Origin of the sequence: Paenibacillus sp. FSL H7-0357 (genome assembly GCF_000758525.1) — a bacterium.
Lineage (GTDB): Bacteria > Bacillota > Bacilli > Paenibacillales > Paenibacillaceae > Paenibacillus_AQ.
In genome coordinates this window covers 5,994,435-6,009,929 of record NZ_CP009241.1, presented here as the reverse complement: position 1 = coordinate 6,009,929, position 15,495 = coordinate 5,994,435, and the positions used below count along the sequence as shown (strand labels likewise).

12 protein-coding genes and 2 pseudogenes are annotated in these 15,495 nt (G+C 42.8%); 8 read left to right on the top strand and 6 right to left on the bottom strand.

Translation table 11 applies throughout. The features are described 5' to 3' along the window. Positions 1-25: 25 nt before the first annotated feature. A complete protein-coding gene (locus H70357_RS26540) occupies positions 26-3,712 on the bottom strand; it encodes a CBM35 domain-containing protein (RefSeq protein ID WP_081965941.1) in 3,687 nt (1,228 codons plus the stop codon). Positions 3,713-4,333: 621 nt separating this feature from the next. Between H70357_RS26540 and H70357_RS36085 the strand changes: the two genes are divergently transcribed. Beyond that, positions 4,334-4,582: a hypothetical protein gene (locus H70357_RS36085; protein ID WP_156130951.1), complete on the top strand. Its 249-nt coding sequence runs from the start codon at positions 4,334-4,336 to the stop codon at positions 4,580-4,582. 251 nt (positions 4,583-4,833) lie between these two features. On the opposite strand, the gene H70357_RS26535 is transcribed toward H70357_RS36085, so the two are convergent. After that, a complete protein-coding gene (locus tag H70357_RS26535) occupies positions 4,834-5,715 on the bottom strand; it encodes a LysR family transcriptional regulator (protein WP_231578319.1) in 882 nt (293 codons plus the stop codon). Between the two features lie 127 nt (positions 5,716-5,842). On the opposite strand from H70357_RS26535, the gene H70357_RS26530 reads away from it, so the two are divergent. The 5 genes and pseudogenes from H70357_RS26530 (at position 5,843) to H70357_RS26510 (ending at position 10,381) form a co-directional block, all read left to right on the top strand. Continuing rightward, positions 5,843-6,697: an alpha/beta fold hydrolase gene (locus H70357_RS26530; protein WP_038595642.1), complete on the top strand. Its 855-nt coding sequence runs from the start codon at positions 5,843-5,845 to the stop codon at positions 6,695-6,697. 41 nt (positions 6,698-6,738) lie between these two features. Then, entirely contained in the window at positions 6,739-7,980 is a 1,242-nt protein-coding gene (locus tag H70357_RS26525) for a YbfB/YjiJ family MFS transporter (RefSeq protein ID WP_038595639.1), read from the top strand. 72 nt (positions 7,981-8,052) lie between these two features. Continuing rightward, a complete protein-coding gene (murI, locus tag H70357_RS26520) occupies positions 8,053-8,838 on the top strand; it encodes a glutamate racemase (protein ID WP_038595637.1) in 786 nt (261 codons plus the stop codon). A 16-nt stretch (positions 8,839-8,854) separates the two neighbouring features. Continuing rightward, positions 8,855-9,951, top strand: a pseudogene (locus H70357_RS26515) (NAD(P)H-dependent flavin oxidoreductase). A 37-nt stretch (positions 9,952-9,988) separates the two neighbouring features. Further along, positions 9,989-10,381 carry a tautomerase family protein gene (locus H70357_RS26510; RefSeq protein WP_038595635.1) on the top strand — a complete coding sequence of 131 codons (393 nt, stop codon included), beginning with the start codon at positions 9,989-9,991 and terminating at the stop codon, positions 10,379-10,381. 200 nt (positions 10,382-10,581) lie between these two features. Here H70357_RS26510 and H70357_RS37235 read toward each other — a convergent pair. The 4 genes and pseudogenes from H70357_RS37235 to H70357_RS26495 form a co-directional block, all read right to left on the bottom strand. Further along, positions 10,582-10,767 (bottom strand): annotated as a pseudogene (locus H70357_RS37235) (YxeA family protein); the annotation flags it as partial. A gap of 15 nt (positions 10,768-10,782) precedes the next feature. Beyond that, positions 10,783-11,514, bottom strand: a complete 732-nt coding sequence (locus tag H70357_RS26505; RefSeq protein ID WP_038595632.1) for an ABC transporter permease — start codon at positions 11,512-11,514, stop codon at positions 10,783-10,785. Positions 11,515-11,526: 12 nt separating this feature from the next. Then, positions 11,527-12,279: an ABC transporter permease gene (locus H70357_RS26500; protein ID WP_038595630.1), complete on the bottom strand. Its 753-nt coding sequence runs from the start codon at positions 12,277-12,279 to the stop codon at positions 11,527-11,529. Continuing rightward, positions 12,276-13,211: an ABC transporter ATP-binding protein gene (locus H70357_RS26495; protein ID WP_442950453.1), complete on the bottom strand. Its 936-nt coding sequence runs from the start codon at positions 13,209-13,211 to the stop codon at positions 12,276-12,278. Before H70357_RS26495 ends, H70357_RS26500 begins: the two co-directional genes overlap by 4 nt. 139 nt (positions 13,212-13,350) lie before the next feature. Here H70357_RS26495 and H70357_RS26490 point away from each other — a divergent pair, with 139 nt between their 5' ends. Both H70357_RS26490 and H70357_RS26485 read left to right on the top strand, forming a co-directional pair. Then, positions 13,351-14,064: a response regulator transcription factor gene (locus H70357_RS26490; RefSeq protein ID WP_038595627.1), complete on the top strand. Its 714-nt coding sequence runs from the start codon at positions 13,351-13,353 to the stop codon at positions 14,062-14,064. Then, positions 14,064-15,488 carry a sensor histidine kinase gene (locus H70357_RS26485; RefSeq protein WP_038595626.1) on the top strand — a complete coding sequence of 475 codons (1,425 nt, stop codon included), beginning with the start codon at positions 14,064-14,066 and terminating at the stop codon, positions 15,486-15,488. Before H70357_RS26490 ends, H70357_RS26485 begins: the two co-directional genes overlap by 1 nt. The last annotated feature ends 7 nt before the right edge of the window (positions 15,489-15,495 follow it).

Sequence of the window (15,495 nt, the reverse complement as noted above, 5' to 3'; positions counted from 1 at the left end):
GCTTAACCCCTGCAAGGTGTTTTCTTTAATTTGCCCCAGGGCTTTCCTCAAATATGGCCTTAACAGTCACCGCCTCATCGGGCATGGTAAAGGTATTTCCGGCAATGTTTAACCCTATTGGACGGATAACCTTCCATTCCTTGAAGATATAGCCCGCCTCAGGTGTGGCTGTTAGCGTAACCTCTGTATTCTTTGCCGCAGAAATTACATTGGCGCTTGCTGTGCCGCGACCTTCGGTTTCGACTGTGATGCTATGACTGACCGGTGGAGAGCTATCAACAATGTTGACGGTGAACTTGACCGGACTCCCTGTATCAAAGGAGATTGTGAATTTCGCCTTATTACTGTTTGCAAGTCCAAGTGCAGCCAGATATCCGCTCTTGATGGTCAAGGTGTTTCCTGTGACGACGTAGCCATCCGGTATTACCGGATTTCCGTTGTATACCACTTCCGTTACAGAGCTTGCTTTATTCCATGTGATAATAGTGCTTGCATCACCGGGGGCATGGAGATCGTAGTTTACACTTTCGGGATTGATTTCCGCATCATCTGCCGGAACCTTGCTAACCTCGGTCACTGCGCTGAATTCACTGTAGCTGAGGTTACGAATTTCAATTCTCATACGTTGATTATCTTTAGCCTGGTCATCAGCTAACCTTACAGTTGCACCGTCATTATTGGATGCTCCTTCTACAGTGATTACTTTTCTATTACTTTTGTTAATTATTTTATAGTAGTCACCGTCTTTCTCCAATTTCCACTGTTGAGTATCAGGTATGGAGTCTCCGGAAGCTTTTATATTTTGACAGATTTGCTGTATGGCTGAACCCGGAAGAATGTCGATTACATGACCGCTTTGAACAGACTGTATTTGGTAATATCCTGTGCCGAGATCCAAGAATCTCCACAATTGATTATTGCCATCACCATTTGCCCATTGGTTAATCACCGCTTTCGGATCACTTGAAACTTTGTCAACATCCAATGCTTTTCCGCTGTGCTTGGGTTGGATTTTAACCATCTTTTCAGGAATTATTTTCTTAGCATTCGAACTCATATATCCGCCGCTGAATTTATCAATTGTGAGACTGTCGATATTAAATTTTCCGGTATCACCTGCTTTACGTATGAATTTAATTACATTTTTTCCGGCTTTCAAGTTTACTGACTCTGTTGCATCCGTCCAGGTATCCCAGTTCGCTGTCGGAGGTAATGAAACTTGTTTTATTTTCTCTTCGTTAACATACATGGTCATTGTTATATTTGACTTCTGCGCGCCAGAATATCTCAAGGTTGAAGTATATGAAGCTGTATTTGGTACGTTTACTTCGAACTTGATTGAATCTCCTTCTTGCTCAAAGCCAGCTACAAATCCGTTGCCTTCATACCATAAATGATCCTTAGCAATCTTTAAGCTCCCTTCTCTGGTTGCTTCCTCTGCCTGATATCTCCAGGGAGTACGTTTGTTAAGATGGATACTGTCCATATTTATAATGCCTGAGTTATCCGTTTCAGATTTATAAGTGATGGTGTTTTTTCCCTCTTTCAGGCTTAAGGTCTCAAGCTTTTCTCTCCAGACAGTAAGTCCTCCAGTAGCCGGGAGGGTTATATTTTTAACATATGTGCCATTCAAATACAGACCTAAGGTTTTACCTGCAGTTTCTTTTGCATATCTCAGCTTTACATCATAGGACGCTGCATTCTCAACATTTATAGAATACTCCACCGATGAGTTAGCTTTTGATAGCCCGGTTACATAACCGATTCCCATATTGCCATCTTTTGCGTAAACTACTTTAGCATCTGTTGATCCCGTAGTTTTTGCATTTTCTGCTCCATAATGCCAGGTAGTTGCTTCGGTAACGGTTATATAATCAAGATTTACATTACCGGTGTCGCCCTGGTCATATTTATACATGATGGTATTTTCCCCTTCATTAAGGAAAATGTTGTCATAACGATCGGCCCAGTTGTTCCAGCTTTTTAGACTAAAGAAATCTACCTGTTTGATTTTTTGGCCATTTACATACATACTCATGGTTCTGTCATCATTAAATCCTAAGCTGTAGCCCAGCTTAACCGAATAGTTGCCTGCATTAGCGGCATTTACCTTAAAGGTGACCGCAGAATTTGAAATCCATAATCCGCCGACAAAACCGGTTCCGCTATATCCCGGATGGTTTTTATCTACCTTTGCATTTCCGGACAATTCGGCACTTTCTGCTTCGTACAATGTGCTTCTTTTTATAATCATGGCATCTAGAGCCAACGTGCTCTTGCCGAAAAGACGGATCTTGTTGCTTCCGGCGTTAAGCTTAATGTTATAAGCTGATTTAATATCGAAGTTTGCATCAAAGCCTGCATTGGATGCAAATGAAATTGTTCGGGAAGCCTCTTGGTTGACGCCCAATTTCATGTTAACAGTATCCGCCGTATTATTATTGTATCTGAAATCCAGTGAGTAGGTTCCTGTAGCGTTCGTGTTTACAGTAAACTCTACATAGTCATTGTCGCTGCTGTTATTGAATTTTTCATATACGCTGCTCGAAGCAAAAGCACTTTTCCCAACTACTTTTGAAACTCCTGACAACCTTGCATCCTCAGCTTCATAAATTTCGCTTTTTTCCTCTCCTGAGGGTCTGCCCAGAATGGTGCCGGGATTTGAAGGAATTCCGGGATTTATGAAATCATTATCATTCCAATTTATACGTTGAGCTCTTATTCCTCTGTTTCCGCCACCTTGTCCATGGGTCGGTATGCCATGGTACATGATCCAATCCTCTGTACCGTCCTCGGACTTAAGGAACAAAGGCGATCCAGGTCCATAAGAACTGTTTTCATCCGATCGTTTCATGATAGGCTCAGGATGTTTCTTCCAGGATTCGGCTTTCATAACATCAGATGTTGCATCAGCTACGGATACCCCGACAGAATAGTTATCATTCATAAAGCTGCTTGCGGAATAGGCGAAATAGATTTTGCCGTTTCGTTCAACTACTGCAGCGCCCTCATTTATACTGTCGTGATGTTTTTCCCAGTCATATTGCGGCATTGCCACTGTACCTTCTTCGCCTTCCAATGTCCACGGGTTCTTCATTTTGACAATCGTTGGACTCTCGTCAAATTTGGTTTTTGCAGGATCATTAGGGTCAGGGAAATAGTAGTATTTTGTATAGGTGAAGTAGCTTTCCCCTTTAATGGATACAACGCCGCATGCCAAACCATAGCCTTGCGTATTCAGAAGTCCCTTCTTAGTGGTAATCTGACCATCGCTGTCTGCATTAGCGGATTCTCCCTTGAGCTCCCAGGTTCCTTCAAAAGGATCGGGAGAGGAGTTCTCCAGGACGTAGGAACTTGGATGTCCATATCCAAAGCTTTTCTCTGGACCTGAAGAGAAATAAATATACCATTTTCCTTCCAGTCTATATATATATGGGCCCCACACAAACCCGAAATTACCCGGTTTCTTCCAAACGATTTTGCTTTTTGCAGTGGATACGCCCAGAATGGTTTCATGTCTTTTTAATGTGATATTATTATCGCCAGAAAAAGCTGAATAGTAATAACCGTCTGCAGCCCTGGCAATTGTAGGATCAGCACCGCCCATAAGCGGGTTTACATAATTAGAAGTTACATCTGCATTAGAGATGCCTGACAGCAATAATGAAAGTATTATCGCAAAGGATAACATAATCAAACTTTTTTTCTTCATAGTAATCTCCTTCTCTAATTAATTTTTAATAAGAACGAAGGATAGCTTTCATGCGATCATGGTGCCAGGTTTTAAAAACGGTATGTTCACTTTACACCCCCCCATAATGATACGGATCACCGATTGTAACCGCTTGCATATTTTTCCTGTAGCGCTACGCATTCATTATAAAATAAAAGCGGAACTGTTTTTCGGCATCATGTTTTGCGATATTTTGAGGGATTATATTTGCAGGAGAAGAGTCGTGAATAGAAACTCGATTTCCTTGCTTTTTTTTTAGCTTTCTTATGCTTTTTTTACTTTATGCCTGATACGCGAAATCTACGGGTTCAGACTTTTACATCGTCCCCAGCATGTTGAAATAGACCATACCTTGGTCACCGGATGACGCATACTGTATTTTTTAAGACAAAGGAAAGTGCTGAGAGATGTAGTTCTTCCGCCGCGTTGGAGCGGTTGTACAACCGTCCCAACCCGGTTTACTTACTGAGTCTTAATAATGAGCTGACCGCCGCTGCGGTGTTACAAGAGAGGATGCGGAACCATTGACGGAAAAGGCATATACATGAAATTATATTGTTTTTTCCGGAGATTCCGCCATCTGAGGATTATCTCCAATCATTGCTGGATGCGGTAGTTAAAAATACGGAATTTTGTTTAAAAAATAAAATGGAAACAAGAGCTTATTACGGAACATGTGAGATTAATGGATATTACTGTAATAGAAATGACAGATCATTTCCTTTCAATAATAAAGGACATGTCTTGCAATTTAGAGATACTTCAAATTATCTCTTGGTGAGCTTAATCAATATAGCTTGTCATCCAACGGTTTTGGCAAAAGATATTCTTTTCATTTCAAGTGATTAAATAGGTGAATTGAGAGAAGAATATGCTCGTTTAACTCAAGCCCCGGCCATAATCGTGAATGGAGAATGCGGAGACGTTAGCACACGGTTTACCCGAAAAGGTGATGATTTCGAAGAAACTCGCAGAATTGGAAAGGGGATAGGAGTATTGAATTTGATTAAAGCAAAAAGTTAAACTGAAGAGATATTCACTTTGAATTAAAAACGGAAGAAGCAGTCAGCTTTCTGCTGGCTGCTTTTACTTTTGGCAGGTTAAGTAAGATTGAACCTCTGTCTTGAAATCCGGATAAATTCGGACATAGCTGCAGTTTCATAAGTATCTCTACGACGTATGAATAGAGTCGGGGTTTTATAGAACTCGTCCGAGATTTGTTGAGATCGCAAGTTATATTGAACCATGGCTCTTTCAATCACCGAGCGAGGTAAAAGGGATACCCCGAGACCAGCATGAATACATCCAAGGATTCCTTCCAATGTTCCGAACTCCATGATTTTAGCAGGAATAATTCCTTGTAAATGTAACCAATCCTCAAGTTTTCGTCGGTATGAACACCCAACACGAAATACTAGTAAAGTCAGATTTCGCAATTGTTCCGGCTGGTCTATTGAGGGGAATTGCCCTCCCGATATGAACGCAAGCTCCTCAACCCCCACCTCAGTAATAACGAGCTCAGCATGATCAACTGGCGCAGCTACGAAAGCTCCATCCAACTCGTATTTCAACACTAAATGAATAAGTTCTTCCGTCGTTCCAGTTTTTAAAGCCAAATCCACCTCTGGATAAGCTTTAAGGTAATCGGTAAGAATAGATGGTATCCGAACCGCTGCTGTGGTTTCGGGCGATCCGATCCGAAGTGGCCCTCTTGGGATCGAGTTATCTGCCACGACCCGTTCTGCCTCTTGAGTAAGAAAGACAATTTTCTCAGCATAGGACTTGAGTGTCTCTCCAGATGTTGTGAGCCGGACTCCTTGCCGCCCACGACGAAATAGCGATGTTTTCAGTTCTTTTTCAAGCTGCTGGATACGGATACTTATACTCGACTGAACATATTCCATTTTTTCGGCTGCTTTGGTAATGCTTCCTTCGTTTGCAACTGCCAGAAAAATCTGCATGTCCCGGATGTCCACCGTCATTCCTCCATCTAATTATTGATATTTTTAATATTACTTATCGTTTAGATTCATTTTACACGATATCTTTAAAAAGTTACAATTAGTTTAGAAAGAGGCGGGTCTTATGAAGAAAACAGGAGGTTACAAAATGACAACTTATCATTCATTAGAGATAGAAGGGTTAAACATATTTTATCGTGAGGCTGGTAATCCGAATAAACCAGTCATTTTATTGCTTCATGGCTTTCCGTCCGCAAGTCATATGTTCAGAGAACTAATACCTATTTTAGAAAAAGACTACTATTTAATTGCTCCTGATTATCCGGGGTTCGGGAATACCTCATCGCCTGACAGAGAGGATTTCCCGTATACATTTGACCATATCACTGAAATTATTGAAGCTTTCATTGATAAGCTAAAACTTACCAGATATGCGTTATACGTCTTTGACTATGGAGCCCCCATTGGCTTTCGTATAGCCATGCACCATCCTGAACGTGTGACAGCAATAATAAGCCAAAATGGCAACATTTATCGTGAAGGATTAGGTGAGAAATGGACGGTGCGAGAAGAATATTGGCAAAATCCTACGCAAGAAAAAAGAGAAAGTTACCGGACAGCGTTTGCGCCCAACACGATCAAGAGCCAATATGTTGATGGAACAACGGAGAACCAAGTTTCCCCAGATGGTTATACTCTTGATATTGCTTATATGTCCCGGCCAGGAAATGATGAGAAACAATTGGATTTAATTTTTGATTACCAAAATAATGTAAAAATGTACCCGGAGTTTCAACAGTATCTCCGTGAATATCAGCCACCCTTATTGGCAGTGTGGGGTGAAAATGATGTTTCCTTTATTCCGGCTGGTGCTGAGGCTTTTAAAAAGGATTTACCTAAAGCCGAGATTCATTTATTAGATACTGGGCACTTTGCATTGGAAACACATGCATATGAAATTGGAGAACTAATGCTAATTTTTTTAAAAAATAATGGAATTTGAAAAGGGATAATTTGAATTTAGAAGGGTGACAGGTCAGTAGCATGGAGAATTCAGAAGCTAAAAATGCGAAATTGTCTAATTCCACAAAGACTATGGTCGGTGGATTAGTTATGCTTATCATTGCAATGGGGATCGGACGTTTTTCATATACTTCCATACTTCCATTGATGCAATCACAAGCTAATCTATCCGCTACGGAATCCGGATATTTGGCAGGGAGTAATAACTTGGGTTACCTTATCGCTGCCTTTGGTGCAGGGTTCATAACCTGGGGGCACCGAAGAGCCTATCATCTTCGGATGCAATTGGTACTCTGCATCATTTTGACGGGACTTATGGGAATCACTTCATCATTTTTATGGTGGATGATTTTGCGCTTTTTTGCTGGAATGAGCAGCGGCCTTATTTTCGTTCTATCATCAAGTTTAGTGTTGGATGCACTGTTTTCAGACAAACGTGAAAAATGGGTAGGTATATTTTACGGCGGGGTTGGTGTAGGCATTGTTTTGGCTGGGTTACTTACGCCTGTTCTTAGCTTTTTCACTTGGAGGGGAACTTGGATCGGACTTATGATCATTGGTATCATCCTTATCGTACCTATTTGGTCGTTTATCCATGATAAAGAGCCGAAACCTATAACTCAAAAAGTTGACTCCCTGAGTTCATCAGCGGAAAATCCATCTATCTTCGGATGGCTTCTTGTTGCTTATGGACTCGAGGGGTTAGGTTATATAGTAAGCGCGACGTTTCTTGTAGCAATGGTTAAGCAGATGCCTCATATGTCGACTTTTGCTGACTTTAGCTGGATTATCGTTGGGATAGCAGCGGTACCATCAACAGTGATTTGGTCCTGGTGGGCGAGTAAAGTCGGTTACATCAAACCATTGGTTATTGCGCTTATCCTGCAAGCAGTTGGGGTCATTCTGCCAGTATGGCTTCCCAATATATTCGGCGTGACGTTAGGGTCTATCCTTTTTGGAGGCACGTTTGTGGGTATTTCCATGCTCGCTCTCGCCGCAGCACGTATGTCAAGACCATTCAGTGGTAATAAAGCAATTGCTTTGATGACAGGATTTTTTGGAATAGGTCAAATACTCGGTCCAATTGGAGCCGGAATTGTTTTAGAAGTGGCGCATAGCTACAGCCTATCATTACTTCTGGCCGCTTTGGTGCTTGGTGCTGCTGCTATAATATTGCTATCCGGTGCAGTCATTTCAAGTCAAAAAGAAACGATAGGAAATTTGAACTATGCTCGTATTCATCCTAATCAAGAGCTTAGTTAGATCCTGTACAATTTGTATTGGAACCAAGATACAAATGGAATTGGTAAATTGATTCCTATTGGAGGAATAGAGATGCAAATAGGTTTTTTTGATTCTGGTATTGGAGGCATTACTGTATTGCATGATACATTAAAAGTTTTACCTAATGAAGATTATTTGTATTACGCAGATACATTAAATGTTCCATATGGGCACAAAACGAAAGATGACGTTAAAAAGTATGTTTTAAATGCTATAGAATTTATTAGCCAGCAAAAAGTAAAAGCGATAGTAATGGCTTGTAATACTGCCACAAGCGCAGCAATCGAAGAAATAAGGGCAAAATACAGTATTCCAATCATTGGTATGGAGCCTGCTGTAAAACCAGCTGTTAAAACAAAAAGAAATATAGATAAACGAATTTTGGTAACTGCTACTGCTTTTACTCTAAGGGAAGAAAGACTTCAAAATCTTATTACTAAATTAGATAACGAACATGTTGTTGATTTATTACCTCTTCCGAAATTAGTTCAGTTTGCAGAAAGTTTTGAGTTTAACGAGCAAATAGTGCTACCTTATCTTCAAGAACAATTGTCTATATATGATTTAAGTAAGTATGAAACTATTGTTTTAGGATGTACTCACTTTTCTTACTATAAGGATATATTTAGAAAATTATTTTCATCGGATGTTAATATAATTGATGGAAATAATGGTACTGCAAAAAATCTAAAAAAAGTACTGGAAGAAATGAATTTTTTAAATGAAGGCAACGGTAATATTTCTTTCTATTGTTCAGGGGTCAAAGTCGAGGATAAGGCTAAATTAAAAGAGTTCGATAAATTGTTCAAAAGATTGGATGCTATTAACGAAATGTAATTAAAAGTCTGAGATTATGACTGATTTGACGCGTACTCTTAAAATTCGATACCCGATTTATCAAGCGCCGATGGCAGGTGGCGTTTCGACGCCCGAATTAGTAGCGGCTGTTTCAAACGCCGGTGGGAGGCAACCTGGGAGGCGGATACCTAACGCCTGAACAACTCCATAGCGACGATCCTAAAGATCAAGATCAAGATCAAGCAACGAACAGACCAGCCTTTCGGAGTAAACTTGTTTGTGCCTGAACAATCAGAGGAGTCGGAAGAAGCGATCTACCGGATGACAGATTATCTCAATAAATACCGCATCAAACTTGACACTGCTCAAAATCCATCGATTTTGAAGTCTTCAGAATCATTTGAGGAGCAAGTACAGGTACTGTTGGAGGAGCGTGTACCCGTATTTAGTTTCACTTTTGGCATACCATCACAAGCCGTGATCCAAACCATGAAACAGCATGGGATATTCATCATTGGAACTGCAACAACTGTTGATGAAGCCAAACAATTGGAAGCAGCTGGTGCAAATGCTATTGTGGCTCAGGGGAGCGAAGCAGGCGGGCATAGGGGGACCTTCATGAAGGACCCTTTCCACGCTTTGATAGGCACTATGACTATTGTTCCGCAGATCGTTTACCATGTGTCGATCCCGGTCATCGCAACAGCGGGAATCATGGATGAGCGGGGACTTGCAGCCAGCCTTGCATTAGGAGCCGCTGCAGTACAAATGGGCACTGCATTTCTAGCATGCCCAGAGAGCGGCGCCCACGAAACGTACAAACAGAAAATCCTCTCGACAAATGAGGATTCCACTGAAATTACACGTGCATATTCCGGAAAAGCTTCAAGAGGCATTCAAACAAAATTTATGATTAACATGCATCAGTACCCAGGAACAATCCCAGCTTACCCTATTCAAAACGCGATGACCCGGGACATTCGTCAGGCCGCTGCAAATTCGAACAACCCCGAGTATATGTCACTTTGGGCGGGCCAGGGTCTTCGGTTAGCAGGCGACCAACCTGCCGCTTCAATTGTAAAACAAACCATTGATCAAGCCAGTGTTCTTGTCCAAAGACTTTCTATTCTTGGAATAGTTGACAACATATGAGGAAAAACTATTACTATTGTTTAAAGGGAGGAAGTTAATGCCATTACTTCGTTTTGACCTTATTGAAGGGCGAGATAAAGCAAGCCTGAAAAAACTTTTGGATGTTGCCCATCAAGTTGTTGTTGAAGCTTTCGACGTTCCTGAGCGAGATCGTTACCAAATCGTTCACGAACACCCGGCGGATTATATGATTATTGAAGATACAGGGCTAGGCATTAACCGTACCAATAATCTGGTTGTTCTCTCCATAATAAGTAAAGCCCGGCCAAAAGAGAAGAAACAAAAGCTCTATTCCTTACTGGCTGACAGGTTAGAAGCTGAATGCGGCATCGCACCAACCGATTTAATGGTATCTATTGTTGAAAATAATGATGATGATTGGAGTTTTGGACTAGGGGAGGCACAATTTTTGACCGGTAAGTTAGGCTGATTCAACACTAGTCGTATCATTAATAGCAATCGCCCTTAAATTGGCTCGGTAGGCTAGTTGAAGGGCGATTTCCATGAGGTTTGGTATTGAGGTGGTAAATAGGGCTTATGGATGTTCAAAAATTACAATTACATACAAAGGGGATTGACCGAGTACAGGAAAAACTATATTAGGAGGGCTAGCGGTGCACCGTCAATAGCTTATTGGGTAGGGCAAGCCTGCTTTACTTGCTCAGGAAGCTCTTCTGGCGATATTTCTTCCCAATGTGTTACAACGCGCAGAAAGGCTGCAAACAGCTTCAAACTCGCATTCTTCTGAAGCTGTTTGCTGGCAGTGAAGCTTAATTTCTTGGTATTCCCCTGAGCTGTGTATCCGGTAAGTTCATAATTGTATCTGCTGTATCAGGATAAAGCCATATCTTTATGCTTCAGCCGATGAATTGACCACGCCGCAAACAACGCAATAAACGTAACATTCATGAAGAAAAAGGAAAGGTTCTCTGCAGGTGTCAAATCCCGCTGGCTCAGCACACTCATACCGATGGTCAACAGGGAGTAGGGGAACAACATACCGATTTTCGCTACATACATGACCAGACCAAGGAAGACTGCACAGAGACTGATTCCGATCGGGGCAGCGAAGCTGCGTATGCGTATGGAAAAACCTAATTGCAAGGCGGCAATAGCCACCGAGGAAAGCCATCCGCGAAAGCCCCAGACTATTGTTTCAGTTGGAAAAGCTCCAGAAATGGAAAACAGCTGACCAGCTGACCAGTACATCACCATGAATAACGTCTGCACTATGAAGATAAGTAAGCTTACGATAATAAGCTTGGCCATAAATACGCTAGAAACAGATACGGGGGAGGTTAGAATCAGATTCCAGTTCCGGTTGTTATGTTCTAGCCTGCATACGAATGCACAACAGATCGCAATGAGTATCGGCAGGAAAAATTCTCCGTAAAATAAACTGACCTGTGTCCACAAGCTGTACCATCCATTTTGCAAGGCTGCTTGATTAAAATAAAAGTTAAAACATCCGATCACCAGACTCATGACGGGCAGGATGGCCAGCACAAGGCTGATGCGGGAATGACGGAGCTTGAACCATTCAGTTGTAACGCTTCTGAGCATCTTGTTACCTCCTTAGATGTCTTGCCTTGAAATGTGAAAATTGCCGCCTAAATAAAAGATAAGAGCCATGAATAATACTGCAAGCAGCAAGCCAAGGTGCATCGTTCCGCTCAAATACGTTCCGGAAGAGGCGTTATAAACATACATCACCGGGCTCAAATCCATATAGTAGGACCAGATGAAGAAATGGCGAATGGAAGAAGGAAACAGGGTTAGGGTTGTACCGAGAAAACCGCCCAACATACCCAGACTCAAGGCAAAGGCTTGATTCTTTACGGCCAGTGACAACCATTGCTGCATGGAGGTGATTGCCAAATTGGTGAGCAGCGTTCCGGCAATAAATTGCAAAAGCAGAGACACCGGCAGCGGCCCCGCGAAGTTGTTGAGGGATCCGAAGCCGATGATAAATCCCGCCTGGATGACGATGCCGTACAAAGCCAAGCTGCTGGCACACATGTACTTGGCTGCATAGACATGATTGCGGCCTATAGAGGTTGTCATAAGCATTTTCCAGGTGCTTCCCTTATGTTCCATATCACAAATCCTGGAAACGATAATTGCTGATATAATGGGCAGAAAAAGTCCATTCATAGAAGATAGGGTGAAAATCAGTGCTTCCCAAGAGGCGTTGTTCGGACTGCGGGAGATCGAGATGCTCATAGACAGCGAAGCCCACACCAATTCCGCAGCCAGAAACAAGGTCAGCATCACCCATACTTTTTTACGGCGGATTTTAAAATACTCCAAAGCTAAGGCCTTTATCACAGACTCCGCTCCTTTCCGGTAAGATCAAGAAATATATCCTCCAGACTTTTTTGATGTTCCTGAATTCTTGAAACAGAAAGGTTGTTTTCGACCAGAATTCGATTGATCCGGGACACCTCTCCGTCATCCAAGTATTCGAACATGAGGTGCTTTTCCTGAAATCTAGGCATATATTCATGCGCAAGCAGTATTTTTGCGGCTTTGGCGTTATCATTTGTCTGGATGTGTATCGTTGCCTGGTTATTCTTTCGAAGATCTTCCATCGTTCCCTGGAACAAAAGCTTGCCTTCACTGATAATTCCAACGGAACTCGCAATCTGCTCGATCTCCGACAGCAGGTGGCTTGAGAGTAGAATGGTTATTCCATATTGCCCGGGCAGGGATTTAATCAGTTCCCGGATTTCACCGATCCCCGCAGGATCCAGTCCATTTGTAGGTTCATCGAGGATCAGCAGACTCGGAAAGGCAAGCAGAGCCATGGCAATCCCAAGACGCTGCTTCATACCCAGCGAATATTGGCTGGCTTGTTTGTGTTTTTGATTTTCAAGACGTACGATCTTCAGAACTTCATCTATATTTTTGTTGGGCACGTTCCTCAGACGCTGCATCACCCGCATGTTCTCTAACCCGGTGAGATGTCCATAGTAGGACGGGGATTCAATCAGTGAACCCGTTTGGTTAAGGATAGATGCCCGGCTGTTCTCCAAGTCATTACCGAAAATCTTGATCGTTCCTTCCGTAGGTTTAATAAGACCCAGCAGCATTTTTAAAGTAGTGGTTTTCCCCGCTCCGTTAGGACCTAGAAACCCATATATCTCACCTTTCTCAACAATCAGACTAATTTGATGTACCCGGTGTACACCGTCATAAGTTTTGGAAAGATTATGCGTCTGCACGATAGGGGACGAATTTATCAAGCCTCTCAACTCCATTTCTATAATTGTTCTTCAGTAATTAATATAGAGAGGTCTTCTTGCTTCCGGCTGAAGATAACCTTACAGTTACCTTAAATGAGAATAGAAAATATCGAGTTTCCGGCTAGATCAGGTATACTAAACAGGGTGATGCGAATTGGATATCATAAAAAATAAAAAAGTACTGATCGTGGATGACGAACCAAAAATCCTTGAAATGATAGAGATGTTTTTACGTAAAGAAGGTTTTTTTCGTATTTTCATAGCCGGTAATTATGCTGATGCGTTGAGGATCTGCAGGATGGAAAAGCCGGATGCGGCCATTCTGGATGTTATGCTGCCTGACGGAGATGGATTTTCTCTTCTTTCCGCAATCCGAACATTTTCGGACATGCCGGTGCTGTTTCTCTCCGCGCGTGGAGAGGATGAAGACCGATTGCTTGGCCTTGGGCTGGGCGCGGATGATTATATCGTCAAGCCTTTTCTGCCGAGAGAATTGATTTTACGGCTGATGGCCATTTTAAAGCGGGCATATGCCTTCAATGCTCCCGAGAGGCTCCCTGTCTTCCGGCTGGGCGGGCAGGTGATAGATTTGGAAAGCGCTGTTGTGCGTAGAGAGGGCACCGAGCTTCCTCTGACAGCCAAAGAACACGCAATACTGATTAAACTGCATGAGAACCAAGGAAGAATCGTAACAAGCGACGCCCTATGTCAGGCGGTATGGGGAGATGACAGCTTCGGCTATGAGAATACATTAATGGTACATGTGCGGCGAATCCGGGAAAAAATAGAAGAGGAACCATCCAAGCCCGTGCATTTGCTTACGGTAAGAGGACTTGGTTATAAGCTGCTTGTACAGGGGGACCGGTAATGGATGGGGTTATCCGGATTTTACGGAAATTTGTTGTAGCGACGATTCTGGTTTCCGTCATGCTACTTCTGTTCAACTTCATTATGCTGGGCTCCCTGGTATTCAAGGAAGTGCATAAAAGGCCTTCTCCGGAGACTGTTGTACAGCAGATTGCTGAAGGACTTACGGGGGAGAACGGGAAATATATTTTAGATGCGCAATCGGCGAATCTCCTGAAACAGGATCAAGCATGGGTTATGCTGCTGGATGAGAAGGGGGAGGTAAGGTGGAGTGAGAAGTTGCCTGAAGAAATTCCGCGTTCCTATACTCTTATTGATGTGGCTAAATTTTCACGCTTTTATCTCAAGGAGTATCCTGTGTACGTCTGGGAACATAAAGAGGGGCTGCTTGTCTTAGGGTATCCGAAGAATACGTATGTAAAATACCCGCTTGAATTTTTAGTGGATTGGCTCAAGTCACTGCCTATACGAATTGTGCTGGTCTTCGCAGCCAATATAGCTCTGGCTTTACTGTTATCCTTATTCACGGGGAACCGCTTAATCCGCAGCATTCGGCCACTGATTGAGGGAATTCATGCCCTGGCGAAGGAGAGACCGGTCCATATGGACAAGGGTGGCATTTTCCGTGACCTGTCAGAAAGCATAAATTCAACATCGGATATGCTGCAGAATAAAAATGACGCGCTTAAGGCCAGAGATGGAGCACGCTCCAATTGGATTGCAGGTATTTCCCATGATATCCGTACGCCGCTTTCTATGATTCTGGGCTATGCAAGTGAACTGGAAGAACAGCCCGGACTGACAACTGAACAAAAACAGCATGCAGCCATTATCCGGCGGCAGGGAGAAATTCTGCGATCTTTGGTGAATGACCTGAATCTGGTATCCATGCTTGAATACGATATGCAGCCGCTGCATCTAAAACAGATCCGGCTCTCAGTTCTGGCAAGACAGGTGGCTTCCGAGTTTTTGAATAACGGTCTGGATGAGCGCTATCCCATTACAATCAAGATCAGTGATGAGAGCTTGAGAATTATGGGGGATGAGAGATTGCTGTATCGTGCGGTAAGCAATCTGGTTCATAACAGCGTACGGCATAACCCGGAAGGCTGCCGGATTATACTAGAGACGTCAAGTTCTTCTGAAGGTGCCTTCTATCAATTTGTTGTTGCGGATAACGGGACGGGCATTCCTAAGGAGCATTTATCAGAAGTTGTTGTTTTGCCCTATACGGCTGGGCGGATCCGCCCTGTTCGTCAAGGTCATGGATTGGGACTTCCTATGGTTGCACGAATCGCACAGGCCCACCAAGGCATGCTTATTCTGGAAAGTGACAAAGGCCAGGGGTTAAAAGCAACATTGAGATTGCGGGCGCATATTGTCCTTGAAAAGGCGGGGAACCCGATGCCGGAGCCGACGCTTTGAGCTGATT